Annotated in this window: 28 protein-coding genes, 1 tRNA gene and 1 riboswitch; of the genes, 17 read left to right on the top strand and 12 right to left on the bottom strand. The window is 62.9% G+C overall.

Annotated elements, in window-relative coordinates:
- Nucleotides 1-264, top strand: a 264-nt coding sequence (locus G455_RS0118505; protein ID WP_028095061.1) for a transposase, incomplete at its 5' end; no start/stop codon positions are given.
- Nucleotides 265-379: 115 nt separating this feature from the next.
- On the opposite strand, the gene G455_RS24610 is transcribed toward G455_RS0118505, so the two are convergent.
- The 3 genes from G455_RS24610 to G455_RS25750 form a co-directional block, all read right to left on the bottom strand.
- Nucleotides 380-1,153, bottom strand: a complete 774-nt coding sequence (locus G455_RS24610) for a hypothetical protein (RefSeq protein ID WP_051312614.1) — start codon at nucleotides 1,151-1,153, stop codon at nucleotides 380-382.
- A gap of 97 nt (nucleotides 1,154-1,250) precedes the next feature.
- The gene (locus G455_RS24605) at nucleotides 1,251-1,559 is read right to left on the bottom strand and encodes a hypothetical protein (protein WP_035366995.1); all 309 of its coding nucleotides are present in this window, start codon (nucleotides 1,557-1,559) and stop codon (nucleotides 1,251-1,253) included.
- Entirely contained in the window at nucleotides 1,547-2,185 is a 639-nt protein-coding gene (locus G455_RS25750) for a hypothetical protein (protein WP_028095059.1), read from the bottom strand. The genes G455_RS24605 and G455_RS25750 overlap by 13 nt, the downstream gene beginning before the upstream one ends.
- Nucleotides 2,186-2,346: 161 nt before the next feature.
- On the opposite strand from G455_RS25750, the gene G455_RS0118485 reads away from it, so the two are divergent.
- A complete protein-coding gene (locus G455_RS0118485; protein ID WP_154664426.1) occupies nucleotides 2,347-2,739 on the top strand; it encodes a hypothetical protein in 393 nt (130 codons plus the stop codon).
- Between the two features lie 1,245 nt (nucleotides 2,740-3,984).
- Here the strand turns inward: G455_RS0118485 and G455_RS0118480 are convergent.
- Nucleotides 3,985-4,060 (bottom strand) — tRNA-Thr (locus tag G455_RS0118480).
- 206 nt (nucleotides 4,061-4,266) lie between these two features.
- Here G455_RS0118480 and G455_RS0118475 point away from each other — a divergent pair.
- The 5 genes from G455_RS0118475 to modC all read left to right on the top strand — a co-directional run bounded on the left by G455_RS0118475 (nucleotide 4,267) and on the right by modC (nucleotide 8,229).
- Complete coding sequence (locus G455_RS0118475) at nucleotides 4,267-5,160, top strand: hypothetical protein (protein WP_240474632.1); 894 nt, start codon at nucleotides 4,267-4,269, stop codon at nucleotides 5,158-5,160.
- A gap of 23 nt (nucleotides 5,161-5,183) precedes the next feature.
- On the top strand, nucleotides 5,184-5,573 hold the full coding sequence (locus tag G455_RS0118470) for a winged helix-turn-helix domain-containing protein (RefSeq protein ID WP_028095056.1): 390 nt from the start codon (nucleotides 5,184-5,186) through the stop codon (nucleotides 5,571-5,573).
- Between the two features lie 77 nt (nucleotides 5,574-5,650).
- Nucleotides 5,651-6,442, top strand: coding sequence for a molybdate ABC transporter substrate-binding protein (gene modA / locus G455_RS24590; RefSeq protein WP_035366992.1), 792 nt, complete (start codon nucleotides 5,651-5,653; stop codon nucleotides 6,440-6,442).
- Between the two features lie 3 nt (nucleotides 6,443-6,445).
- Nucleotides 6,446-7,144: a molybdate ABC transporter permease subunit gene (modB, locus tag G455_RS0118460; RefSeq protein ID WP_028095055.1), complete on the top strand. Its 699-nt coding sequence runs from the start codon at nucleotides 6,446-6,448 to the stop codon at nucleotides 7,142-7,144.
- Nucleotides 7,141-8,229 (top strand): molybdenum ABC transporter ATP-binding protein, encoded by a 1,089-nt coding sequence (gene modC / locus G455_RS0118455; protein WP_028095054.1) that lies wholly within the window; start codon nucleotides 7,141-7,143, stop codon nucleotides 8,227-8,229. The genes modB and modC overlap by 4 nt, the downstream gene beginning before the upstream one ends.
- Nucleotides 8,230-8,416: 187 nt before the next feature.
- Here the strand turns inward: modC and G455_RS0118450 are convergent, their stop codons facing one another.
- Nucleotides 8,417-8,686, bottom strand: a complete 270-nt coding sequence (locus G455_RS0118450; RefSeq protein WP_028095053.1) for a DUF2312 domain-containing protein — start codon at nucleotides 8,684-8,686, stop codon at nucleotides 8,417-8,419.
- 138 nt (nucleotides 8,687-8,824) lie between these two features.
- A riboswitch (cobalamin riboswitch) is annotated at nucleotides 8,825-9,038 on the top strand.
- A gap of 137 nt (nucleotides 9,039-9,175) precedes the next feature.
- Between G455_RS0118450 and G455_RS0118445 the strand changes: the two genes are divergently transcribed.
- From G455_RS0118445 to G455_RS0118420, 6 genes are all read left to right on the top strand, one after another.
- Complete coding sequence (locus G455_RS0118445; RefSeq protein ID WP_028095052.1) at nucleotides 9,176-11,017, top strand: TonB-dependent receptor plug domain-containing protein; 1,842 nt, start codon at nucleotides 9,176-9,178, stop codon at nucleotides 11,015-11,017.
- Nucleotides 11,004-11,858, top strand: coding sequence for an ABC transporter substrate-binding protein (locus tag G455_RS0118440; RefSeq protein WP_229861836.1), 855 nt, complete (start codon nucleotides 11,004-11,006; stop codon nucleotides 11,856-11,858). Before G455_RS0118445 ends, G455_RS0118440 begins: the two co-directional genes overlap by 14 nt.
- A complete protein-coding gene (locus tag G455_RS0118435; protein ID WP_028095050.1) occupies nucleotides 11,855-12,835 on the top strand; it encodes a FecCD family ABC transporter permease in 981 nt (326 codons plus the stop codon). Before G455_RS0118440 ends, G455_RS0118435 begins: the two co-directional genes overlap by 4 nt.
- Nucleotides 12,832-13,593, top strand: coding sequence for an ABC transporter ATP-binding protein (locus G455_RS0118430; RefSeq protein ID WP_028095049.1), 762 nt, complete (start codon nucleotides 12,832-12,834; stop codon nucleotides 13,591-13,593). The genes G455_RS0118435 and G455_RS0118430 overlap by 4 nt, the downstream gene beginning before the upstream one ends.
- On the top strand, nucleotides 13,590-14,243 hold the full coding sequence (locus tag G455_RS0118425; RefSeq protein WP_035366991.1) for an adenosylcobinamide amidohydrolase: 654 nt from the start codon (nucleotides 13,590-13,592) through the stop codon (nucleotides 14,241-14,243). The genes G455_RS0118430 and G455_RS0118425 overlap by 4 nt, the downstream gene beginning before the upstream one ends.
- Nucleotides 14,244-14,315: 72 nt before the next feature.
- Nucleotides 14,316-14,543: a hypothetical protein gene (locus tag G455_RS0118420; RefSeq protein WP_028095047.1), complete on the top strand. Its 228-nt coding sequence runs from the start codon at nucleotides 14,316-14,318 to the stop codon at nucleotides 14,541-14,543.
- Nucleotides 14,544-14,646: 103 nt separating this feature from the next.
- Here G455_RS0118420 and G455_RS0118415 read toward each other — a convergent pair whose 3' ends face one another.
- The gene (locus tag G455_RS0118415) at nucleotides 14,647-14,880 is read right to left on the bottom strand and encodes a hypothetical protein (protein WP_028095046.1); all 234 of its coding nucleotides are present in this window, start codon (nucleotides 14,878-14,880) and stop codon (nucleotides 14,647-14,649) included.
- 331 nt (nucleotides 14,881-15,211) lie between these two features.
- Here G455_RS0118415 and G455_RS0118410 point away from each other — a divergent pair, with 331 nt between their 5' ends.
- The 4 genes from G455_RS0118410 to G455_RS0118395 all read left to right on the top strand — a co-directional run bounded on the left by G455_RS0118410 (nucleotide 15,212) and on the right by G455_RS0118395 (nucleotide 17,492).
- Entirely contained in the window at nucleotides 15,212-16,075 is an 864-nt protein-coding gene (locus G455_RS0118410; RefSeq protein ID WP_035366999.1) for an MBL fold metallo-hydrolase, read from the top strand.
- Nucleotides 16,076-16,189: 114 nt separating this feature from the next.
- Nucleotides 16,190-16,618: a YeeE/YedE family protein gene (locus tag G455_RS0118405; RefSeq protein WP_028095044.1), complete on the top strand. Its 429-nt coding sequence runs from the start codon at nucleotides 16,190-16,192 to the stop codon at nucleotides 16,616-16,618.
- Nucleotides 16,618-17,049 (top strand): DUF6691 family protein, encoded by a 432-nt coding sequence (locus G455_RS0118400; RefSeq protein WP_028095043.1) that lies wholly within the window; start codon nucleotides 16,618-16,620, stop codon nucleotides 17,047-17,049. The genes G455_RS0118405 and G455_RS0118400 overlap by 1 nt, the downstream gene beginning before the upstream one ends.
- Before the next feature lie 11 nt (nucleotides 17,050-17,060).
- Nucleotides 17,061-17,492 carry a TIGR01244 family sulfur transferase gene (locus G455_RS0118395; protein WP_028095042.1) on the top strand — a complete coding sequence of 144 codons (432 nt, stop codon included), beginning with the start codon at nucleotides 17,061-17,063 and terminating at the stop codon, nucleotides 17,490-17,492.
- A gap of 100 nt (nucleotides 17,493-17,592) precedes the next feature.
- On the opposite strand, the gene G455_RS0118390 is transcribed toward G455_RS0118395, so the two are convergent.
- The 6 genes from G455_RS0118390 to G455_RS0118365 all read right to left on the bottom strand — a co-directional run bounded on the left by G455_RS0118390 (nucleotide 17,593) and on the right by G455_RS0118365 (nucleotide 23,654).
- Complete coding sequence (locus G455_RS0118390) at nucleotides 17,593-18,087, bottom strand: hypothetical protein (RefSeq protein ID WP_028095041.1); 495 nt, start codon at nucleotides 18,085-18,087, stop codon at nucleotides 17,593-17,595.
- On the bottom strand, nucleotides 18,084-18,740 hold the full coding sequence (locus G455_RS25745) for a TetR/AcrR family transcriptional regulator (RefSeq protein ID WP_051312613.1): 657 nt from the start codon (nucleotides 18,738-18,740) through the stop codon (nucleotides 18,084-18,086). The genes G455_RS0118390 and G455_RS25745 overlap by 4 nt, the downstream gene beginning before the upstream one ends.
- Nucleotides 18,741-18,825: 85 nt before the next feature.
- Nucleotides 18,826-21,507 (bottom strand): sensor histidine kinase, encoded by a 2,682-nt coding sequence (locus G455_RS0118380; RefSeq protein ID WP_028095040.1) that lies wholly within the window; start codon nucleotides 21,505-21,507, stop codon nucleotides 18,826-18,828.
- A gap of 14 nt (nucleotides 21,508-21,521) precedes the next feature.
- A complete protein-coding gene (locus G455_RS0118375; RefSeq protein ID WP_028095039.1) occupies nucleotides 21,522-21,851 on the bottom strand; it encodes a hypothetical protein in 330 nt (109 codons plus the stop codon).
- Nucleotides 21,848-22,228, bottom strand: a complete 381-nt coding sequence (locus tag G455_RS0118370) for a response regulator transcription factor (protein ID WP_028095038.1) — start codon at nucleotides 22,226-22,228, stop codon at nucleotides 21,848-21,850. Before G455_RS0118370 ends, G455_RS0118375 begins: the two co-directional genes overlap by 4 nt.
- 124 nt (nucleotides 22,229-22,352) lie before the next feature.
- Nucleotides 22,353-23,654 carry a helix-turn-helix transcriptional regulator gene (locus G455_RS0118365; protein WP_028095037.1) on the bottom strand — a complete coding sequence of 434 codons (1,302 nt, stop codon included), beginning with the start codon at nucleotides 23,652-23,654 and terminating at the stop codon, nucleotides 22,353-22,355.
- Nucleotides 23,655-23,819: the final 165 nt, after the last annotated feature.

Here is a 23,819-nt window from a genome sequence, read left to right as displayed (position 1 = left end):
GCCGACCTCAGGCGCATGGTCGTGACACCGCACGTCGCGCAGAAAGCCCGGCATTCCGCCATCGACGGACGGACAACCCGGCACCTCGGCTACGCCCTGTCCCAGCGGCGCCGCAAGAAGATAGAGGAACCGTTCGGCTGGGCCAAGACCGTCGGCGGCATGTCCCAGACCGTTCACCGCGGGCTCGATAGGGTCTGCGCCCAGTTCACGATGACGATGGCGGCCTGCAACCTCGCGAGGCTACCGAAACTCCTGACGGCCTGACGGAGAAGGCAACTCTGACCCGCGACCACCGCCGATGCCGATGCCGATGCCGATGCCGAAGAAAACCGACTTCAAATCGTGGCGGCAGGAATAACGTCCTTCAAGGCCGACTTCTTCAGCAGCCTGTTAGATAGTGGATGAACCGGATGGGACGCAGGTCAAACGGAACATCGTCGTGCGACTGCGTAATTAGGATCACCTCTTTCCCAAGCGCGTGCGCAATCCCCGCCTCGTAAAACACGTTGGGATTCTTGCCCGTAAGATCGCAAACAACCACAGCTGAGGTGCAAATAAGCTCGATTATATCAGACATGATATGGGCATGAACCCACATATCATCCGCTCTCTGGCATTTATAGCCATCAGCCTCTAGCCTAGCCTTAACCTCATGATAAACAGAGGTAAACGGTCCCGAAAACGGCATCATAAAGGATACCAACTTCGGATTAACAGGCTTCTCGCTAAGTTGGAAAACGGTCGGCGACGAACGTTTACCAGCCCCCTTCCGATATAGGACATGGAACAAGTCCACATCTTTGATCGCCCAGTGGTTCCGGTGAAATTCAAAATCGTCAATATCTAATTCAGAAGCCAAATCAGAAATTTCCGCATTTGTCATGCGCGGAACATCCGGATCCAAAGAGAAGTGGAGCTGATAGTCTGTCCCCTTGCGCTCAATACGGTTGAGCCAACCTACACCCGCAACCTGATCACCCACGCCTTCTTCCATCAAGATTGTTGGGAGGGACATTACGCCAGGAATATCAAGCACCCCACCCGGCTTGAATTTTTCTTCCATTTCCTCAGATGTGTAATCAAACACTCGGCTGGCCATAATCGAGCCGCGGCGCTCGTTTTCCAGTCCGCCTGACACAATTAAATTGAACATTCTTCCCTCCGGCATCGTCCTAGATGTAGTATCTGAACGGAAGGATACCCTCAACTCCAAGGTGTCAGGTCGAGCGCATTTGTTGCCTAAGGGCGCTTCACACGCGTTCGGCAGCCGTCGCAATCAGCTTCGCCACGTCGAGGTCAGCGGTCGGAACGGTCTCGGACAGGGCGTCGAGGACGATCCGCATATGCTCATGGCTGACAGGCTGGGACAGCTTGCGGCACATGCGGCGCACCGCGTTGATGCGGTACGTGAGTTCCCCGGCCCATGCCCAGTCCCCAGCCTTGCGGCTCCCATAGAGCAGGTCATCCAAGGGAACGCGCCAGCGATCAAATGCGGCCTGCGCTTCGTGTGTAAGTTGCGGTTCATGCGCAGCGAAATCGAGTTCGATTACTTCAGCCATTTCGGTTCCTTGTCGTAGATGCCAAGGTGCTCCACCATCGTGTAGCCGCCATGAGGGTTCTTGAGGCTGTCCACCCGTTGCGAATGGACAAGGGGGTTCGTGTTGATGAATGCCGCCACAGCCGAGCGCAGGGCGGCTCTGTGAGCGTCGTCTGTCCCATCCGCCCCCATGTCCCCGCGCACCCGCTTGAGCGCCGCATTGACCACTGTGGAAACCTTCACGGGCTTGCGTTGCGACATGAGGGCTTCAAAGGCATGACGGGCATAGAAGTCGTCCGGGACAGCCTGCCCGTAGTCGACCCGCTCCATCGTCGCGCCCATATGGGGTTTCCACAGATAGTGGTGGAACTTGGGGCGCTCGTCGCGTCCATCGAAAACATAGATCAGGGCGTGATCCAGCCCGTGGTCGTTCGGGTGGCGGATGCAGTAGATTTGCATTTCTCGCAGCGTGTCGAGGAAGTCGCCAGCCGAATAGAACATTTCGCCGTTGAGCAAATTCGACTGCGGCAGGCCGGGGGCGACCGGCGAGCCGTACCACTGGAAGCCCCCGAACATGACTTTCATTCGCTCCGCGTGTTCGAGCAGCGACTTGAAATGAACTTCAATTATGGGGACGTGCTTCGACATTATTCCGCCACTCACCTCGACTGCATTGCAACGATAATATTCCCGCAAGATACTGCGATCAAACGGTAATTAAGGACTTCACGCTGATAACAGGACGGCATTCGAGATTGTGCGATGCTCAGGCGCCCTTTATAATGCGAATATCGGATTTGGAGGTCCAAATGAACGAGGAAGAAGAAAACCGCGTATTGCAGGCGCTGACGCTTCGGGCGCAGGGCGGTGACGCTGATGCAGCCCGCATTCTGTTCAACGAGAAATCCAAACGTGTTCGCCCTGTGCGCTTTCACGAGTGCCAGACGCTCGATGAATTGAAGCATGAGTTTGAGTGCTACATGGGCCTGCCAGACATTACCAAGGCCGAGTCCGAACACGCCGCAAAGGCTTTCGACCGTCTATTCAAGCTGATCACGACCCGCGACGAGCAGAAGAAGCAAGCCGACAAAGATCTTGCGCAGATATCGGGTCTTGTTTTCGTCCCGATGACCAACCCTGAAAACTGGGCTGCAATGGCCGAAGCCTCGCAACGCGCACTGCACCAGTTCGCACGGCAGTAAGGGTTTCCACAGTAGTGAATGTTGAAATAGGGGGCTGCGGCCCCCTTCTTTTTGCGTATTCTGCGCCTAACAGAAAATAGCGTTCTCAAATATTCAGGGGGACAATCGTGTGGTTTGAAAATCCAAATAAGCGTGAACAGCCTCATTTACACCTAACGAGAAATTACGGAAAATAGTGAAAAATAGGGATCACACCGATATTTCTCGTTAGTTGTCCCGCTATTTATCGTAATTCTTCGGTGGGGAATTTTATCCTATACTTCGAGGCTTTGACAGAAATCAAAAGCGGTTTTGTCACAGCGATTGTCTACTAAAAACAATAGCTTGCCTTTGCATTCGTGACGGCTGTGACAGAACCGCCCCCTCAAATATTTTATCTATAATTAAATACATTCATATCTTCATACTGCTTATTAATATAAAATATTCTTGTCACAACTGTCACACGCACTGGCAACGCATTGATTTTATTAAGATACCCCCGTGACAGAAGCTGTGACAATACCGCTTTTCGCGTGAAAGACACGCGTAACCGATTGTTTTAGCAGGGCAATTCTTGTCACACGACATTTGTGCCGATGATATGGCCGCGCGGCCCGCATGTGGACACCTCCATTGAGGGTCTGGGGGCGCGATGTGTCGGATGGCTTCGGCGGTTCGCGTGAAGGCTTACCCCACGCTTTCGCGTCGCCCCTGATGCGTCAGAGACGCGTGATCGCGTGTCGGGGCTACGTGTCGCGCGTCGTGCGCTGTGACGCGGTTTGCAGCGGCTTTACGGGTTCGGGGCTATCGTGCGTCACGCGCGTTCTGTCGCTCGTAAAATCCGGGTGTCAGTCGTTGCGTCAGATCGTGACCCTGCATGTCTGCTCGGACTGTCTGCTTTGCCGAATCCGATTGTTTCGGTCCTTGGTGGTGCATGGTCGTCGGCATCGTCGTATGATCGGGGTGAGCCGGTGCTGTCCTAGATGCCCCCCATATGGGTGGGGGGGTGGGGGGCAGGAAGGCTTGGCCTCCTCCGCTTACATTTGCGCCGGATTTTTGGGAGCAAATCCCTTTTTGGTATGGATCAACCTGAAAAAGCGAGACCCGTCAGCAGGTTGCGAGGTCGCGCGGGGCGCATCATCCATCTGTGGAAACCGTCAGACAGTGCCCGTTCAATGTCTGCTATATGTCTGTTTCTCAAATACTCCAGTCGCGACGTCAGCGACCGATATGCGGCAAGTCTTTGTTTTTATTGAGTAAAAATGGTGCCCCCACACGGACTCGAACCGCGGACCTACTGATTACAAATCAGTTGCTCTACCAGCTGAGCTATAGGGGCGTCGGGGCGGCGATGGCCTGTCCCGATCAGTCTAGTGACATTGGGCTTCCCTACCCGAAGGCGACAGCCACCGCAAGCGCCGCGACGACCCGGACAGAACAAAAGCCAGGCGTCCTTTGCTCCAGCACAGGCACAACAGGCCGGCAAAGCGGTTTGACGGAACCCGGACGAGACGGTAACCCCAAGGAAATCAAAGCGAAGGGATCATGCGCGTGACGGATAAGTTGCAGATCATTTTCCATACCGGCGCCCATTGCACTGATGAGGACCGGTTGCTGAAATGTCTTTTGCGCAACAAAGAAGACCTTGCGGCCCAGAAGATTTCAGTCCCCGGGCCAGGCAAATACCGGACCCTGCTCAAGGAAACCATCAAAGCGATGGAAACCTCAGCCGCGGCCCCCGGTGCGCGCGACGTTCTGGTCGATGCCATTCTGGATGACGAGATCGCCGAACGGATGATCCTGTCAAACGAACATTTCTTCGGCTCGCAGCGCATGGCACTGGGGGATGGCATGTTCTATCCCGACGCCCCCGAACGGATTGCCAGCCTCAAGCATCTGTTCGAACAGGATAATGTCGAAATCTTCATGGCGATTCGCAATCCTGCCACCTTCCTGCCAGCGGTCCTGCAAAAGGCGCCGGCGCAGCGCGTCACCGAAATCCTGGGACAATGCGATCCGCGTAACCTGCGCTGGTCCGATCTTTTCGCCCGCATCACGGCAGCCGCTCCCAATGTCCGGCTGACCGTCTGGTGCAACGAGGATCTGCCGCTGATCTGGGGGGAACTGGTCCGCACCATGGCCGGGCTCGACATGGGGGCGAAGATCGCCGGCAATTTCGACATGCTGGCCGAGATCATGGACAAGGAAGGCATGCAGCGCTTTCGTGTCTATTTGCATCAGAACCCCGAGATGACGATCGAACAGCGCCGCCGGGTGATCATGGCCTTTCTCGACAAATACGCGATGGATGAAGAACTGATCGAGGAAATCGACCTGCCCGGTTGGTCAGAGGCACTGGTCGACGCAGTGACCGCCGCCTATGAGGCCGATATCGACGTCATCGCCAACCTTCCGGGGGTGCGATTCCTCGCCCCCTGACCCCTGCCCCAGCGGAGCCCGCCATGCCCGACGACACCCCCTCCGATGATCTCCCGAGGCTGCGGTTGCGGGTGGTGTTCGCCCCCGGTCGCATGCTGGGCCCGGGCAAGGCCGATCTGCTCGGGCTGATCCGTGATACCGGCTCGATCTCGGCCGCCGGGCGCGAGATGGGGATGAGCTATAAGCGCGCCTGGTCGCTGGTCGAAGAGATGAACGCAATGTTCAGCGCCCCGCTGGTCCAAAGCGTGCGCGGCGGCGCCCGCGGCGGCGGCGCCCAGCTGACCGATACCGGTGCCACGGTGCTGGAGCGGTATCGGGCGCTGGAACGCGCCGCGGCAGAGGGCGGACGGGCCGAGCTGGCAGCGTTGCAGGGGCTCAGCGCCACCCCGCTCCCGAGCGATATGTCCGAATGAAAACAACGCTTGCAATCCCGGAGACCCCTCGCGATATTCCCGGCCAGACATATCGCCATTTGACCGGAGGTTCTCCCATGTCCCGTCCCCTGTCCCGCGCCCTGCGCACCGCCGTCGCCTCGGCTGCCTTCGCCGCCCTCGGCGCGGTCTCGGCGCTGCAGGCGGGCACCACCACCGTCTTTGCCGCCGCCAGCCTGAAGAACGCGATGGACGAGATCGCGGCCGATTATAAGGCCGAGACCGGCAATGAGATCCTGCCCTCCTATGCCGGTAGTTCCAAGCTCGCCCGCCAGATCCAGCAAGGCGCCCCGGCACAGATCTTCATTTCGGCCAACCCGGGCTGGATGGACACGCTGGAAAAGGACGGGTTGCTGGTTGATGGCACCCGGGTCGATCTGCTGCTGAACTCCATCGTGCTGATCGCCGGTCCCGGCGCGTCCGCCGACCTCAGCGTCAAGATCGGTCCCGACACCGACCTCGCCACACTGCTGGGCGATGGCCGGCTGGCGATGGCGCTGGTCGATGCGGTGCCGGCAGGCATCTATGGCAAGGCGGCGCTGAGCTCGCTCGGGCTGTGGGACAGCGTCGAACCGAAAGTTGCCCAGGCCGATAACGTGCGCGCGGCGCTGCGGCTGGTCGGTTCGGGCGAGGCACCGATGGGCATCGTCTATGCCACCGACGCCGCCGCCGATCCGCAGGTTCGCGTGCTCGATACCTTCCCAGCCGACAGCCACCCGGCGATCGTCTATCCGGCGGCGATCCTGAAGGACGGCGACAGCGACCAGACCCGCGCCGTCTTCGCCTATCTGACCAGCGACGCAGCCCGCGCGGTGTTCAAGGCCCATGGCTTTGGTATCGCGGGCGAATAACCGATGACGGATTGGCTCGGCCCGGCGGAGTGGCAGGCAGTCGCCCTGTCGCTGAAAGTCTCGCTCTGGGCCATCGGGCTGAGCCTTCCTATCGGCATCCTCGCCGCCTATGCGCTGGCCCGGTGGGACTTCCCGGGCAAGCAGCTTCTGAACGGCATCATCCACCTGCCGCTGATCCTGCCGCCCGTCGTCACCGGTTATCTGCTGCTGCTCAGCTTCGGGCGGCGCGGGCCGGTAGGCAGCTTTCTTTATGAGTGGTTCGGGCTGATCTTCGCCTTTCGCTGGACCGGTGCGGCGCTGGCAGCCTCGATCATGGCCTTCCCGTTGATGGTCCGGTCGATCCGGCTGGCGGTGGAATCGGTCGATCCCAAGCTGGAGCAGGCCGCCGCCACCCTTGGCGCGCCAAGGCTCTGGGTCTTCTTCACCGTCACCCTGCCGCTGATCCTGCCCGGGGTGATCGCGGGCGCCATCCTCGGTTTCGCCAAGGCGATGGGCGAATTCGGCGCCACCATCACCTTCGTCTCGAACATCCCCGGCCAGACCCAGACGCTGCCCTCGGCGATCTACACCTTCCTGCAGGTGCCGGGGGGCGAAACCCAGGCGATGCGGCTGGTGCTCGTCTCGGTCACCGTCGCCATGGGCGCGCTGGCGATTTCCGAAATCCTGGCGCGCCGCGCCGCCAAGCGGGTTTCCGGCGCATGAGCCTGACGGTCGATATCACCCATCCGCTGGCCGGTTTCGATCTGAACGTGGCCTTCGAGGCACCCGAAGGGGTGACCGCGCTCTTCGGTCGGTCCGGCGCCGGCAAGACCACGGTGATCAATGCGGTCTCCGGCCTGCTGAAACCGCAACAGGGCCGTATCCTGCTGGGCGGGGAGACGTTGTTCGACGCCAAGGCCCGGGTGAACCTGCCCATCCACCGCCGGCGTCTGGGCTATGTGTTCCAGGACGGCCGGCTGTTCCCGCATATGTCGGTCAGGCAGAACATGATGTATGGCCGCCGCTTTGCCCCCAGGGGCGCCAGTGGCCCCGGCCTTGAGGAGGTCGCCGATCTTCTGGGCCTCACCGCCATGCTCGACCGCCGCCCGGGTGCGCTCTCGGGGGGGGAAAAGCAGCGCGTCGCCATCGGCCGGGCCCTGTTGTCCTGGCCGCGCATGCTGCTGATGGACGAACCCCTCGCCGCGCTCGACGCCGCGCGGAAAGAAGAGATCCTGCCCTATCTCGAGCGGCTGCGCGACCGCGCCGGCCTGCCGATCCTCTATGTCAGCCATTCCATGGCCGAGGTGGCACGCCTTGCCACCTCTGTCGTGGTGCTGGAGGCCGGGCAAGTGGTGCGTTCGGGACCGGCCGAACAGGTGCTGTCCGATCCGGCGCTGGTGCATCAGATCGGCCTGCGCGAGGCCGGTGCACTGCTGCCCGCGACCGTGGCCCGCCATCACGACGACGGGCTGACTGAACTTTCGGTTTCCGGGGGACGGCTGTTCCTGCCGCATCTCGACATGGCGCCGGGCAGCCATACCCGGGTGCGCATCCTGGCGCAGGACGTGATGCTGGCGCTGGAGCCCCCGAACGGCATTTCCGCACTCAACATTCTGCGCGGCGAAATCGTCACCCTGCGCGAAGGCAGCGGTCCCGGAGCGATCGTTCAACTGCAATCTGGCGAAGACAAGCTGCTGTCCCGCATCACCCGCCGGTCTGCCCAGGCGCTGCACCTCAGCCCCGGGCAAAGGATCTATGCCGTGATCAAATCCGTCGCGATCGCCCGCGGCGATATCGGCGCGGGCTGAGACCCGGGCGGTGGGCCCGATCTTCTGCGCCCCGCGTGCAGGGGCCACTTGTTCGGATCGGAGCCCCAGATCATCACGGCTCCCGGCAGCGCGCAGTCCGAACATCGTCCGGTGCGTGCCTCTCCGCCAGGTCCGTCAGCCGGGCCGGGCGCCGCAATCCGGCGCATCCGGCCCAGGCCGACCGCTGTCAGCTCATGCCCAGCGCTTCCTTGTACATTTCCAGAATTGCCTCTTCCTCGGCAATATCGTCCTTGTCGCGCTTGCGCAGCGAAATCACCTTGCGCATGACCTTGGTGTCATAACCGCGCGCCTTGGCCTCGGCCATCACCTCCTTCTGCTGGTCGGCAATGTCCTTCTTTTCCATCTCGAGGCGCTCGAACCGCTCGATGAACTGGCGCAATTCGCCAGCGGTCACGCGGTAGTTGGCCTCGGCCGTGCTGTCGTCAATGGGATCCATGGAAAGCTCCGCTCGATCATCTGTTTTGGGATCACCCGCCGGGATAGCCGCCCCGACCCCGCCCCGCAAGGCGGGATTGACTGCAACAGCCCGCCAAAGGCTGTGGCAAAGGCCCTTGCGCGAAAAGTCGCGACCTCGTATTCCAAAAATCGCTTTGGTTCGGCGATCAGAGATCGTCGTGAAAAGGGAACTGCGGTGCCCCCCCGAGATCCGGGGAAATCCGTGACTGCCCCCGCAACTGTAAACGGCGAGCGGGGCCGGCAAATACCACTGAACCCGAGACGGGTTCGGGAAGGTCCGGCCCAGGCGACGACCCGCAAGTCAGGAGACCTGCCAAAGCGATCACCTTCATTTGACGCGGGGTGCGTCAGATGGGCGGCGTTCGAACCGTAGGGGTGATGACCAAACTCACCGTTTGCGGAAGAGCGCGGCCCCCGTGCCTTTCCAGACAGAAAAGACCTGAAAACGGCCCGGAAAGGACCAGAACAGATGAAGAAATTTCTTGCCACCGCCTCCGCCCTCGCGGTTTGCGCGGCATCGCCCCTGCTGGCACAAGACGCCTATGAACTGGATGAGATCACCGTCACGGCCAACAAATCCGGCGAGGCGACACCGCTGAACCGCACCGGCGCCACCGTCGAGGTGATCACCCAGGAAGACCTGAAGAACGCCGGCGAGACCACCGTGGCCGAATACCTCGCCCGCGAACCGGGGATCACCGTCAGCGGCAACGGCGGGCTTGGCACCTCCACCTCGCTGCGAATCCGTGGCCTTGGCGACAAATACATCAAGGTGCTGGTCAACGGCATAGACGTGACCGATCCGTCTTCACCCCAGATCCAGTACAACTGGGGCAACATGACCACCGACAACATCGAACGGATCGAGATCCTGAAGGGCTCCAGCTCGGCGCTCTATGGCTCGCGCGCGGTGGCGGGCGTTGTCAGCATCACCACCCTCACCCGCCCCGAGGAGCCCGGGCAGAAAACCACCATGAGCGTCGAGGGCGGCAGCAACGACACCTGGCGCGGGACCGCCACCTATGGCTATAGCGGCAGCCGCGGTGGCCTGGCGATCGGCATCGACCGGACCATCACCGACGGGTTTTCCTCCAGCGCGGGCGGCACCGAAAAGGACGGTTATCAAGGCACGCAACTGTCCTTCTCGGCCGATGTGATGGCCACCGAGACGCTGAAACTGGGGCTCACTGCCTATTCGCTCGAGGCCCGTGGCCATTTCGACGAATTTGGCAGCGACGGCACCCCGCCCTATGACGAATACACCACCACCAAGACGCGGGCCGCTCGCGCTTATGGGCAACTCGATCTCGGCGCCTGGCAACACCAGGTCTCGGCCAGCTATTACAAGAATGACCGCATCAGCAGCTCGAACGGCGTGGACACCCCTTTCAAGGGCAAGCGCAAACGTGTCGATTATGTCGGCAGCTACTCGGTTTCGGACATGCTGGGCCTGACCTTCGGCACCGACTGGGAAGAGCAGAGCTATGACTCCGGCGCCGATACCGGCAAGACCCGTACCACCGGCGTTTTTGGCGAAGTGCAATATGCCGCGACCAGCGCGCTCGACCTGTCGGGGTCGGTCCGCTACGATCATCACTCGAACTTCGGCGATCATGTGACCGGACGGCTTGCGGCAGCCTATCAGCTGACCGGCGCCACCACCCTGCGCGCCACCGCCGCAACCGGCTTCCGCGCCCCCTCGCTCTACGAGTTGAACAACACGCTCTACGGCAACCCGAACCTCAAGCCCGAGGAAAGCACCAGCTTTGAGCTGGGCATCGAACATGATTTCGGGGTCGGGCGCATCATCAAGGCGACCGCCTTCTACACCGAGATCGACGATCTGATCGACTTCCGGTCACTCTATGATGATACAGGGGCCTGGATCGGCGGCCGATATCAGACCATCCCGGGCACCTCGACGTCGCAGGGGATCGAGCTGTCGGGACAATGGGCGATCAACGATCAACTCGGCCTCTATGCCAATTATACCTATACCGATGCCGAGGACGCCAATGGTGACCGGCTGCTGCGGGTGCCGCGCAACGACGTCAACATTGGCCTTACCGCCGATCTGGCCGCCCGGTGGTCGGGTGAGGTAAACGTCCGCTACGTCGCTGATCGTCCCGCCGAATATGGCGTGGAAATGAAGGATTACACCGTCGTCAACCTGGGCGTGGCCTATGCGATCACCGATCAGGCGCAGGCCTATCTGCGGGTCGAGAACCTGTTCGACGAGGAATATCAGACCGCAGAGGGCTTCAACACCCAAGGCCAGGCGGTCTATGTGGGGCTGCGTGCGTCCTTCTGATCTGAAACCATGGCTTGCCGCGCTGGTGCTGACCGGCGCGGCAGCCTTCGCGGCCACCGCCGGGGCCGATCCGCGGCCCCAACGGGTGGTGTCGATCAACCTCTGTACCGATCAACTGGCGCTGATGCTGGCCGATCCGGGGCAGTTGATCTCCGTGTCGAAATTGGCGCAGGATCCCTCCAGCTCCTCCATGGCCGATCTGGCGCGGGCCTATCCCACCAATGGATCGGGGGCCGAAGAGGTCTATCTGCTGAAACCCGATCTGGTGCTGGGCGGCACCTTTACCTCTCCGGCAACCGTCTCCATGCTGGAAAACCTCGGCATCCGGGTCGAACTTTTCGCGCCGGCGCGATCGCTCGCCGATGTGCCGAAACGGCTGAAACAGATGGGCAAGGCCCTGGGACAGGAAGACAAGGCGGCGACGATGATCGCGACATTCGAAACCGATCTGGCAACGCTGAGCGCGGCGCCCGAGCATCGACCGCGCGCGGCGCTCTATTACGTCAACAGCTATTCCGTTGGCGATCACACCTTGGCGGGCGACATCCTGCGCGCCGGTGGCTTCGACAATGTCGCCGCAGAGGCCGGACTGCGCCAGGGTGGCACACTGGCGCTGGAGCAACTGATCCTGCTGGACCCGGATGTCATCATCGAGGGCCGCGATTATCCCGGCCAGGCCCGCGCCGAAGAGGTGCTGCACCATCCGGCGCTGCATGCGCTGAGCGGCACCCGCGTCGCCGGCACGGTGACCGATCGCGACTGGATCTGTGGCACGCCCCTGGTGCTGTCGGCCGTGCGCAACATCCGCGATCTGCGGCTGTCGCTGGAGGCCGCGCAATGAAGCTCGCCACCGGACTGATCCTGCTGGTGGCGGCGCTTTTCGTCATCTCGCTGGTCATCGGCGTGGCGGCCGTGCCCGCCGGGCAGAGCCTGCGGGCGCTGATCTGGGACGATGGCACGCCGCTGGCGGTGGTGATGCGAGAAATCCGCCTGCCTCGCGCCATCCTCGCCGCCCTTATCGGCGCGGCGCTGGGACTGTCGGGGGCGGCGATGCAGGGCTATCTGCGCAACCCGCTGGCCGAACCCGGGTTGATCGGCGTCTCAGGCGCCGCAGCGCTTGGCGCCGTGGTGTCGCTGCAAACCGGGCTGAGCCTGCTGTTTCCGCTGGCGCTGCCCTTCGCGGCACTGGCCATGGCCGTTCTGGCGGTGCTGTTGATCCTGGTCCTCGCCGGGCCGCGCGGATCATCGATCACCCTGATCCTGGCGGGCATCGCGATTTCGGCGCTGACCGGCGCCTTAACCTCGCTCGCCCTGAACCTGTCGCCCAATCCCTTCGCCGCCGCCGATATCGTGTTCTGGATGATGGGGTCGTTGGCCGACCGTTCCTTTGTCCACGTCTGGCTGGCCGCGCCCTTCATCGCCATCGGCGCCGCGCTTTTGTTCAGCCTCGGCCGCGGCCTTGACGCGCTGACGCTGGGCGAAGACGCGGCCGAAGCGATGGGGATCGGCCTGAAGGGCGTGCGGCTACGGCTGATCCTTGGCACCGCCGCCGCCGTGGGCGCGGCCACCGCCGTCGCCGGCGCCATCGGCTTCGTCGGACTGGTGGTGCCGCATCTGCTGCGCCGCGCGGTGGGCGCGCGTCCTTCGGCCCTGCTCTGGGCCTCGGCGCTTGGCGGCGCGGCGATGGTGCTGGCCGCCGATATCGCGGTGCGGCTGATCCTGCCCGACCGCGATCTGAAACTGGGCGTGCTGATGGCGCTGGTGGGGGCGCCCTTGTTCCTGCATCTGATCTTCCGCACCAAGAGGGAGATGGCATGAACAGCCTTCTGAGCCTGCGCGATCTAACCGTGCTGCGCGGCGCCTGTCCGGTGGTCGATCACATCACCCTGTCGGTCGCCCCCGGCGAATGCATCGGGCTGATCGGCCCCAATGGCGCCGGCAAGACCACGCTGTTGCGCGGCGCGCTGGGGCTGCTGCCCGCCATGGGCGAAAGCTCGCTTGCCGCCCTGCCCGCCCGCGACCGCGCCCGCGCCGTCGCCTGGATGCCGCAGGCGCGCGAAATCGCCTGGCCGGTGACGGTGGAGCGGTTGATCGCGCTGGGGCGCATCCCGCATCTGCCACATGGCGCGCGACTTGGCCCTGCCGACCGCGCCGCGGTCGAGGATGCCATTGCCCGCATGGGGCTCGATGCCTATCGCACCCGCACGGCCACCCAGCTTTCCGGCGGCGAACAGGCGCAGGTGCTGATCGCCCGCGCCCTGGCGCAGGAGACGCCGCTGCTGATCGCCGACGAGCCCACCGCCGGGCTGGACCCGGCACATCAGATCGCCACCATGGAGGTCTTTGCCACCCTCGCCGCCGAGGGACGCTCGGTCATCGTGTCGCTGCACGACCTGGGGCTGGCGGCGCGACATTGCAGCCGGCTCCTGATGCTCAACCGTGGCCAATTGGTCGCCGATGGCCCGCCCGCCGAGGTGCTGGCCCCCGCCCGCGTGGCCGAGGTCTTCGGCATCACGGCCTTCTATGAAGACACCGGCGACGGCCCGGTGTTCCAGCCAATGCGGGTGACGCGGTGAAGCTGACGCTCGATCATCCCTGGCTGGAACTCGACCTCGGCACCCCGCAGCGGGTGCTGAGCTGGTCGCTGACCAACCCCGGTTTCGTCACCGCAGAGAAAATCCTCTGGCGCGAGGTGCGCAATGCCGATCTGCCGCAGGATCTGGACGTGCTGGAATGGTATCGCGCCGAGCTGGCCGCGCGCGGCGATGCCGATGCCGTGGCGATGCTGACGTCCCGCACGCTCGATACCTATGAGGTGGCCGAGGCCGAGGTGGAGGGCATCCGCGCCTTTTGCGTCGCCACCGTCGGGCTCAGCAACGCCGAGCGGATCGGCCACCGGCTCGACCGCAGCGGCCACGACTGGGGCACCATCAACGTGGCGCTGCATCTGGATCTGGGGCTGACCGAGGCGGCGCTCCTGGAAACCCTGTCGATGGTCACTCAGGCCCGCACTGCGGCAGTGATCGACGCCGGGCTCGATCTGCCGGACGGACGCGCCACCGGCACCGGCACCGATTGCATCGCCGTCGCCGCCCCCGTGGGGCCCACCCCCTACGCCGGGCTTCACACCGCACAGGGCGAGGCAGCAGGCCGCGCCGTTTATGAAGCGGTCCGCCGCGGCGCTGATATCTGGATGCGCCATGTGCGCCGACCCGGGGTGATCTGACCCCTTCCTCCCCTTGCGCCAAAGGCCGCGATCCGCTACCCGGCGGAGACGGAGACAAACGGGGAAGATCGCATGCTCGATGTATTTGACATCATGATCTGGGTCGGCGCGGCAATGTCGCTGGCCGGGTTGTTCGGGCTGGGCTGGTGCATCTTCCGCGTGCTGCGCGCCAAGCGCGCGAAACTGTCCGATGACGATCTGCGCAAAGTGCTGCAAGGCATCGTGCCGATCAATCTGGGCGCGCTGATGCTGTCGATCTTCGGGCTGATCCTGGTGGCGCTCGGCGCCTATATGGGCTGATCGCCACGGATAGGCGAAACCGCAAAATAAGAATGGGGCAGCGAGAAATCCCGCCGCCCCGAACCTGCCCCCTCACGAATACGCTTCCACCCAGGGCGCGCCGTCAGATCGGCATATTATCGAACCGCGCCTCCAGCGCCTCGTCATGCAGCGCGCGTTCCAGCCGCCGCATCCGGGCGGGAACGTTCTGACCTTTCTGTTGCAGGCGGTCCAGCACCCGGCTGAATTCCGGCTGCAAGCTGAGCCGCGTCACCGAACAGGCCCCAGCCAAATTTTTTTCCAGCCGCTCAGCGGCAAGGACAAGGTCGTGAATATTGTGACTTTCAGTTTGCTTCATATTCATCTTCTCCTCCCTTTTCCCCGCAAATCCTTCTCACAGGTTTGTAACACCCACCTGAACACATGAACACATGAACACATGAACACATGAACACATGAACACATGAACACATGAACACATGAACACATGAACACATGAACACATGAACACATGAACACATGAACGGTATTACAACTTTAACGGTATTACAACTTTCGAAGGCCCCCCTTGCGGTACCCCGCCGGTCATCGACGACATGCCGCGATTACCTTACTGCAATTTTGGCGAACGTCTTGCAACACATTCAATTTGAAATATATGTATTACGCAAAGACCAATGGAGAGCCCGATGACCCCCTTTGTGAAAGCCTTTTTCGACGAGGGCACGAATACCGTGTCCTATGTCGTCCGCGAGCCGCACGGTAAAGCCTGCGCCATCATCGACAGCGTTCTGGACTTCGATCACGCCTCTGGCCGCACTTCCACCAAGTCGGCGGATGCGGTTGTTGCCTATGTGCAGGAAGAAGGTCTGAACGTCGAGTGGATCCTGGAAAGCCACGTCCACGCTGACCACCTGTCGGCGGCGCCCTATATCCAGGAGAAGGTCGGCGGCAAGATCGGCATCGGCGACCACATCACCGTCGTGCAAGACACCTTCGGCAAGGTCTTCAACGAAGGGACAGAATTCCAGCGTGACGGCAGTCAGTTCGACGCGCTGTTCAAGGAGGGCGACAGTTTCATGATCGGGCAGATGCGCGGCGACGTGCTACACACGCCTGGCCATACCCCCGCCTGCCTGACCTATGTGATCGGCGATGCCGCCTTCGTGGGCGACACGCTGTTCATGCCCGACTTCGGCACCGCCCGCTGCGACTTCCCCGGAGGGTCTTCGGAAACGCTTTACAAGTCGATCCAGAAGATCCTAGCGCTTCCCGACCAAACCCGCATCTTCGTCGGCCACGACTACAAGGCGCCGGGCCGTGACGAATACGCCTGGGAGACTACAGTGGGCGAGCAGAAGGCCCTGAACATCCATGTCGGCGCCGGCAAGAACATCGAGGATTTCGTATCCATGCGCGATGCGCGTGATGCGACGCTGGCAATGCCCCGGCTGATTCTGCCCTCGCTGCAGGTCAATATGCGGGCCGGCCAGATGCCGCCCGCCGATGACCAAGGCGATGTCTTTCTCAAACTTCCGGTGAACAAGCTCTGACAGAGCCGAACCGGCCGGAGGACCGCCCGGTCCCCCGGCTTCCGTGCATCCGGCGCCGGGTCCGCACAGCTTGGCAATGGATGAAACCGACGCAAAAACAATAGGGAACACTTCATGGAAACAGATTGGATCTGGGGCCTGGTCGGCGGCTTGCTGATCGGGTTGGGCGGCGCCGTCTATCTGCTCGGCAACGGGCGGATCATGGGGGCCTCGGGCATCATCGGTGGATTGGTGGATGGCAGCGGCTGGTCCACCCTGTGGGAACGGCTGGCGTTTCTGGCCGGCGTCATCCTGATGCCGCTGCTGCTCTGGCCGCTCTACAACGTCGAGATCAGCACGCATCTGACGTCGAACTGGTGGGTGATCATCGGCGCCGGTCTTCTGGTGGGGGTCGGCACCCGGATCGCCAACGGCTGCACTTCGGGGCACGGGGTCTGTGGCATCTCGCGGCTGTCACTGCGCGGCATCGTCGCCACCGTCTTCTATATTCTGGCCGGCGGGCTGACGCTGGCGCTGTTCCGTCATGTGCTGGGGGTGATCTGATGCGCATTCTTCTGTCTCTGATCGCCGGCGGCCTGTTCGGTGCCGGACTCTTCATCTCGGGCATGACCGACACCACCAAGGTGCAGGGCTGGCTCGATGTCTTCGGTAACTGGGATCCGACGCTGGCCTTCGTCATGGGCGGCGCCATCATCCCGATGTTCTTCGCCTGGCGACTGACCCGCGGTCGCCATCCGCTGGTCGGCGGCGACTTCCCCGCCCTGCCCCGGCCCGAGCTCGATCACCGGCTGATCGTCGGTTCGATTCTCTTCGGCATGGGCTGGGGGCTGGCCGGCATCTGCCCCGGCCCGGCGATCGCCTCGATCACCTATAACGGCATCGGCGGGCTGGTCTTCGTCGTGGCCATGCTGATCGGCATGGGGGCCGCACCGGCGGTGGGGCGCGGACTGGACAGGGTTGCGGCGGCAGCGTAATGACTCGGGTCATGGATATTCGCGCACTCACCCCCGGCTACGCCGTTTCGCCGCAGATTTCGGTGGAAGATATGCCCGCCCTCGCCGAGGCCGGCTTTACCACGGTGATCTGTAACCGTCCCGATTCCGAAATCGGGCCTGAACAGAGCTGCGCCGCCATGCGCGACGCAGCCGAAGCGGTGGGGATCACCTTCATCCCGTTGCCGCTGGATCAGACCACGCTGACACCGGAGAACGGCATTCGCCAGGTCGAAGCCATCGCCGACGCCACCGGTCCGGTGCTGGGCTATTGCCGCACAGGCACCCGCAGCACGGTGATCTGGGCGCTCGGCCAAGCTGGAACCTTGCCGGTTGACGAGATCCTGGAGAAGGCCGCCGCCGCAGGCTATCAGCTCGATCACCTGCGCCCGGCGCTGGAAGCGCTCGCCGCCAGCCGCGGCTGAGCGTCTCCCGCACGACAGAGACACAGAAAGCGGCCCCAAGGGCCGCTTTTTCTTTACCCCTCGCGCACTGGTGTTCTGGCGACGGGTAATAGGCCCCAAGCTATGCCAGATGCATCGCCGACCAGGTCGCAAAGAGAATGATGATCACCGACAGGATCGCCATGCAGACAAGCAGCCCACGCGGCAGCGCCATCCCCCCGTCCTGGGCTGAGCCCTTGCCGAGCACCTCAACCCGCAGGCCCGCAGCAACCAGCATCAGCCCCAGAAGTGTCCCGATCTCCTCCAGCGTGATCAGAAGCGACGACATCTGCGCCTCGGCCACTGGAAAGATATGGGCAAGATCCAGTAGATAGACCGCCAGATAGCCCAACCCGGCCAGCGCGCCCCAGCCCCCGGCACCACCGCTGCGCCAGACCCGCACGCCCAACATCAGACTGCCCAGCCCGAGCCCGGTCAAAAAGATGTTGAAGGCCACCAGAATCGCCACCGGATAACCGGGAAAAACGCGATTTTCGACAAAACCGCCCGGGATCATCAAGGCAAGATTCGCAGCGCTTAGAAACAGCAGTACCGCAAGGATACGGGTCAGGGTCATGGAAGATCGTCTCCAAACTGTGATGGGGGGATAAGTGGCGCGATCAGCAGGCCGAAGGCCTGTCGGGACAGGAGCTGTTCCTGCGCCATGTCCAGGGCTGCCGCATGGTCGGCGAACCAGTGATCGACCGTCACGATCAGCTGCAATGTCACCGCAACAAGCAGCGATGTAGGCAGATCGCCACGCACCGCCCCAATCGCCTGCCCCGCGGTCAGCAAGGCCTCAACCCGGGCGCGAAAAACGTCCAGCTGCACCGCACAGGCCTGTTGCGCCGCGCGTTCCTGATGCAGGGTTCGGATCAGTGCCGCCAGCCTTTCATCCTTTTGCAAGGCGGCGGTCAGCCGTGCGCCGAGCGCCGCGACCTCTTGCCAGAACAGCCCAGGCTCCTTTGCCGCCAGCACCGCCGCATCGCATAATTCTGCAATCCCTGCCATCCGGCGGTCGAGCGTGGCACGAAACAGTTCTCCCTTATCGGCGAAGTAGTGATAAGAGCGTCCCTTGCTCATCCCCGCCTGTTTCAGGATGCGGTTCAACGAGGCGTTTTCGAACCCGTGGGCGCAGAATTCCGCCTCAGCCGGATCGAGCCAACGCGCCCGCTCCCGGGCGTCCAGAGCATGAAATCGCTTGCGCGGGGTAATGTCCGAGTCTGTCATATGAGCATTTAGACCACTGGTCTAAATCTCGTCAACCGGCTTTTCCGCGGGCCACATCCGCCTTTGATCAAACCGCCGCCCCCTGTCAGCCCTGCCCCACTTGCGCCTCCTCCAGCGGCAGGCTGACCCGGAACGCCCCGCCGGTATGCCCCGGCAGGTAGACGATATCGCCGCCGAGCCGCTGCATGATCTCCTTCGAGATTGCCAGTCCCAGCCCGGCGCCGCCGGCCTTTTCGGCATTCACCCGAAAGAACTTTTCAAAGACGGTCGATTGCACCTCGACCGGAACACCGCCGCCGTTGTCGATGAAATCGACCACCACCTGGCCACCGACATCATGCACCGAAATCACCAGTTCCGGCTGCGGCGCATTACAGTATTTCTGCGCGTTGGAAATCAGGTTAATGAAGACCTGCGCCAGCCGGTCGAAATCCGAGGTAAGCCGGATTGCCTCGGTGCCCTGACGACGACGTACCAGCAACGAACCTTCGGCCCCCGCAAGCGCCGCCGAAACGGCACGGTCCAGCACCTCGGAAATCAGGCCGGTCCGCATGTTCAACGTCACTTGACCGCTTTCCAGCACGCTCAGATCCAGAAGGTCGTTCAGCAGCCGGGTCAGCCGAAGGGCTTCATCATGAATGATCCCGGCATAGCGAACCTTCTCCCCCTCGGTCAGGTTGTCCTCGTCACGCAGGATTTCCGAAAAGGCCCGGATCGAGGTCATCGGTGTGCGCAATTCATGGCTGATCTGCCCAAGGAATGCGTCCTTCTGCAGTGAAATCTGCGTCAGCTTTTCATTTGCCTCGCGCAACTTCCGCGCGGTACGGGCCAGTTCCGCCGATTTCGCCTCCAACTGGCTGGAATACTCCATCAGCTGCGCGCTCTCATCGGCCACCGCCAGCAGATCCTCGACCGACACCGAGGAACCACCGACAATCTGGCCGATCATCGCATGGGCCGCCGCCGCTCCGACCGAGCCGCTGAGCTCGCGCTCCAGCCGCTCCAAGAACAACGGTGTCGGCTCTGGCAGATGACCGCGACCGCCCTGCAATGCCGCCTCACGCTGGAACAGCACCTGCGCCTCCCGCGCGCCGAGGATGCGCTGGGTCATGATCATCAGGTCCTCGCTCTGTGCCACCGATCCGGTCCAGCCGCGCGGGCCGGCGGAGTGGTCGAAGACATCGACGAATTGCGCGCCCTGCAACCGCTCCAGCGGGCTGGGAAAGCTCAGCATCGAGCCCAGGCAGAAAACGCCAGCGTTCAGCAGCATGCTCCACATCACCGAATGCACGATGGGATCGAGCCCTTCGATGCCGAAAAGCGCCTCGGGCCGCAGCCAGCCGAAACCGAAAAGCCCCTGTTCCAGCACCGATTGCGGCAGGATGCCGGCGCCGAGCTGCGGCAGCAGCAGCGTATAGAGCCAGAGCGCAAATCCCACCGTCAACCCTGCCAGCGCGCCGATCCGGGTGGCACCGCGCCAGAACAGCCCGCCTATCATCGCCGGCAGGATCTGAGCGATGCCGGCAAAGGAGATCAGCCCGATCGAGGCCAGCGCCGAGCCGCCCCCCGACAACCGGAAATAGAAATAGCCCAGCGCCATGATCGCCCCGATCGAGATCCGGCGTGCCAGCAGAACCACGCTGCGCACATCCCCCGAGACCGAGGCGCGATCCCCCTGCGCCGACAGCCAGATCGGCATCACCACATGGTTCGACACCATGGTCGACAGCGCCATCGCGGCCACGATCACCATCGAGGTGGCCGAGGAAAAGCCACCCAAAAACGACAGCATCGCCAGCGCCGCCTTGCCCTGCGCCAGCGGCACGGTCAGCACGAACATGTCGGGATTGGCGCCCGCCGGCATCACATCGAGGCCCACCACCGCGATCGGCACCACGAAGAGGCTGATTAACAGAAGATAGAGCGGAAAGGCCCAGGCTGCCGTCCGCAGATGGCGTTCATCATCGTTCTCGACCACCATCACCTGGAACATCCGCGGCAGACAGACGAAGGCCGCCACCGCCAGGAAGGTGATCGTCGCCCAGCGACTGCCATTCACCTGCCATTCCCCGATGGGCGAGGCGTCGATCCGCGCCAGCGTCTCGGCCACACCGCCCGACAGGCCCCAGACCACGAAGATGCCCACCGCCAGCAGCGCCACCAGCTTGACCACCGCCTCAAGCGCGATGGCAGTGACGACGCCATGGTGGCGTTCGTTCGCGTCCAGGTTGCGGGTGCCGAAGAGGATGGCGAAGACCGCCAGCCCCACCGCCACCCAGAACACCACCGAGGCGTCGCTGTAACTACCGACCGGTGCCTCTTCGAAGAAGATCGAGAAGGAGAGCGTGATGGATTGCAGTTGCAGCGCAATATACGGCGTGATGCCGATGACGGCGAGCACGGTGACCGCGATCGCCAAAAGGTTCGACTTGCCGTAGCGCGAGGAAATCAGATCGGCGACCGAAGTGACCCGCTGGCTGCGCCCGACCCGCACCAGCTTGCGCAACCCCCACCACCAGCCCATCATCACCAGCGTGGGCCCCAGATAGATCGTCACGAACTCCAGCCCGGAGCGCGCCGCATAGCCCACCGCGCCATAAAAGGTCCAGGCGGTGCAATAGATCGACAGTGACAACGTATAGATCAAAGGCGAGCGCAGCCAAGTGCTGCGGCCGGTGGCGGCGAAACGATCAGCGGCGAAGGCGACGATGAACAGCAAAGCTACATAGGCCAGGCAAACCAGCACCATGAGGTTCAGCGTTGCCATCCTGTGCCCTTCCTTCAGCCACCGGCCGGTGGGAAGCTATCCCCTTCGCGGCCCGGATCAACGGGATCACGACCGCTCCAGCTTCGGGTCAGATGACCGAACCACAGATTGCCAAGGATCAGCACCGCCCAAACGGTGAAGATATAGATCACTCCGTGCGAACTTTGCACCGCACCCGGCTGACCGGCGCGCGGCCAGATCAGCGGCACCGCAAAAAGCAGCGCGCCGAGCACCGGCAGCAATCGCGCCGCATCCATCAGCCGCCGCCGGCGGTAGCTCTGACGTTCAAGAAAGACCGATGGTGTTTTCTTGCCCGCCACAGGTTCCTCGGCCCCGTCGCTCATCTGCTATTTGCCTGGGCATAAAGATCGCGGACAGCGTCCAGCACCTCGGTATTCGAGAACGGTTTGGTCATGAAGCGGCTGACGCCGGCGCGTTCGGCCATGTCACGGTCGCGCGACTGGCCCCGCGCGGTCAGCATCAGCACCGGCAGATCGCGCAGCCTGTCGATCTCGCGCAGTTCGCGCAGAATATCCATGCCACTCTTGCCCGGCAGCATCACATCCAGGATGACCAGGTCCGGAGACAGCCGGCACACGGTTTCGACAGCATCGGAGCCATCGGCATGGGTGTCCACCTGCCAACCGTCGCGGGTCAGCAGAAAGCGGATCGCCTCCGTGATATTGGCTTCGTCTTCGATAAGCAGCACTTGGCGCCCCATGCGGCTTCTCCTCCCCCATGGTCTCCGGTCCCGCTCCCGGCCGGAACGACCGGGGCCCGGGCGGGCCGGATTGTTTGTTCGGCCCAGAATATCCATTGCCGCAGGAGAGAGTCAAAACCCTTCGTCAGAACCCATCGCTCAGGATCGAAGGTTCGCGCCGCGCCTCGCAGCCCTCGCGCGGGCACACCCGGCAACTGCTGCCCACCGGCTGAACTTCGGGCGCAGCACTATCGGCAACCGGCAGGATCAGCATGATCGAGTGATAGACCGGATCGACATCGAAGCCGGGCCGGCCCAACGGCCAGGCCACCGCAAAGCAATCGAACTGCGCTGCGGTCCGGCCCAATTGCGACACCCGCCGCCGGATCGGAACCAAGGGTCGGTTGAGCGCCGTGAACAGCGGCCACAAAGGACAGGATTCGCCATGCCGGGGCAAGGCGAACCCGGTCAGCGCTTTGCGGAACAAAACCGATCCCGAGGCGTCGCAGACCACCAGGCCGACCTCCTCGGGCAACACCCCCGGCGGCATCGCCGCCAGCCGCCGGAACACTGCCGGCAAATCTGCCGCGAAGACCCCTGCCAGAGCGAGAGGGTCGATCCCGTGACGCGCCACCGCCTCGCGGAAGGGGGCGAGCGGCATCAGCGCGACATCGGCACGATATTGCGCCAGCACCGCCTGTCCCACCGTGCGCGCCGCGCGTGAGGTGAGCTCGGGCGCGGCCTCGATCAGTTCCCCGATCGCCACCCGTCCCTCTTCCAGATCGGGGAAGAAATGCCCATGGGCGGCCATGAAGGCCTCGACCTCCTCTTGCGGCGCGCCCCTGGTATCCTGCGCCGCCTCGCTGTCGTCGAGATAGGCCACCAGTGCCTTGGAACTGTCGGCCAACCTGGCGCTGTCCTCATTGAGGTTGCGATGGAACCGGTCGCGCCACTCCGGCTCGAGCTCTCCGGTCTCGGCCAGGATCGAGGCGGTGGAGCGGATCGCCGCGGCGGTCGAGAGCACCTCGTGCAGCGAGGCGGCAAGCCGCGGATCATGAGTCAGCCGGTCAGACAGGGTTTCCACGGTCCGTTCAAGCGAGGCGATGCGGCGATGCGACCAGGCCAGCACCTCGGCCCAGCCGGGAAAGCGCCCGGCGAATTCATCGGCACGGTCGGTTTCGGCCAGCGGCGTGCCGGCATCCACCGCCGCCTCGCGCAGCGCCGCGATCAGCGCCGCTTCGGCGCCCTCGCTCAGCATCGAGGGTTCGACCCCCAGGACCTGGGCGATGTCGACCAGCAGCTTGCCGCCGATTCTGCGCCGGTTGTGCTCGATCAGGTTGAGATAGGAGGCCGAAATCCCCACCCTGCGGGCCAAATCGGCCTGGCGCAGCCCCCGGATCGCCCGCCGCTCCCGGATGCGGCTGCCTGTCAGCGTGTCGCGAGCCATGGCACGCCCCTCCCCTTTCTATCGGCTTTTCAAGGCCTTTCCGCGATGCAGCATAATGATTTTGACAATTATACCTATATATCTGTTCATTAGTTGACAAAAATATTCTTCCCATCAAGGGGCTTATTGCGAAATTTTCCGGCCCCCCAGCATACTTGATTTGCA

The organism is Pseudodonghicola xiamenensis DSM 18339, from assembly GCF_000429365.1.
Taxonomy (GTDB): Bacteria; Pseudomonadota; Alphaproteobacteria; order Rhodobacterales; family Rhodobacteraceae; genus Pseudodonghicola; species Pseudodonghicola xiamenensis.
The sequence above is the reverse complement of the archived record's forward strand: the minus strand, read 5'-3'. Positions and strand labels throughout refer to the sequence as shown.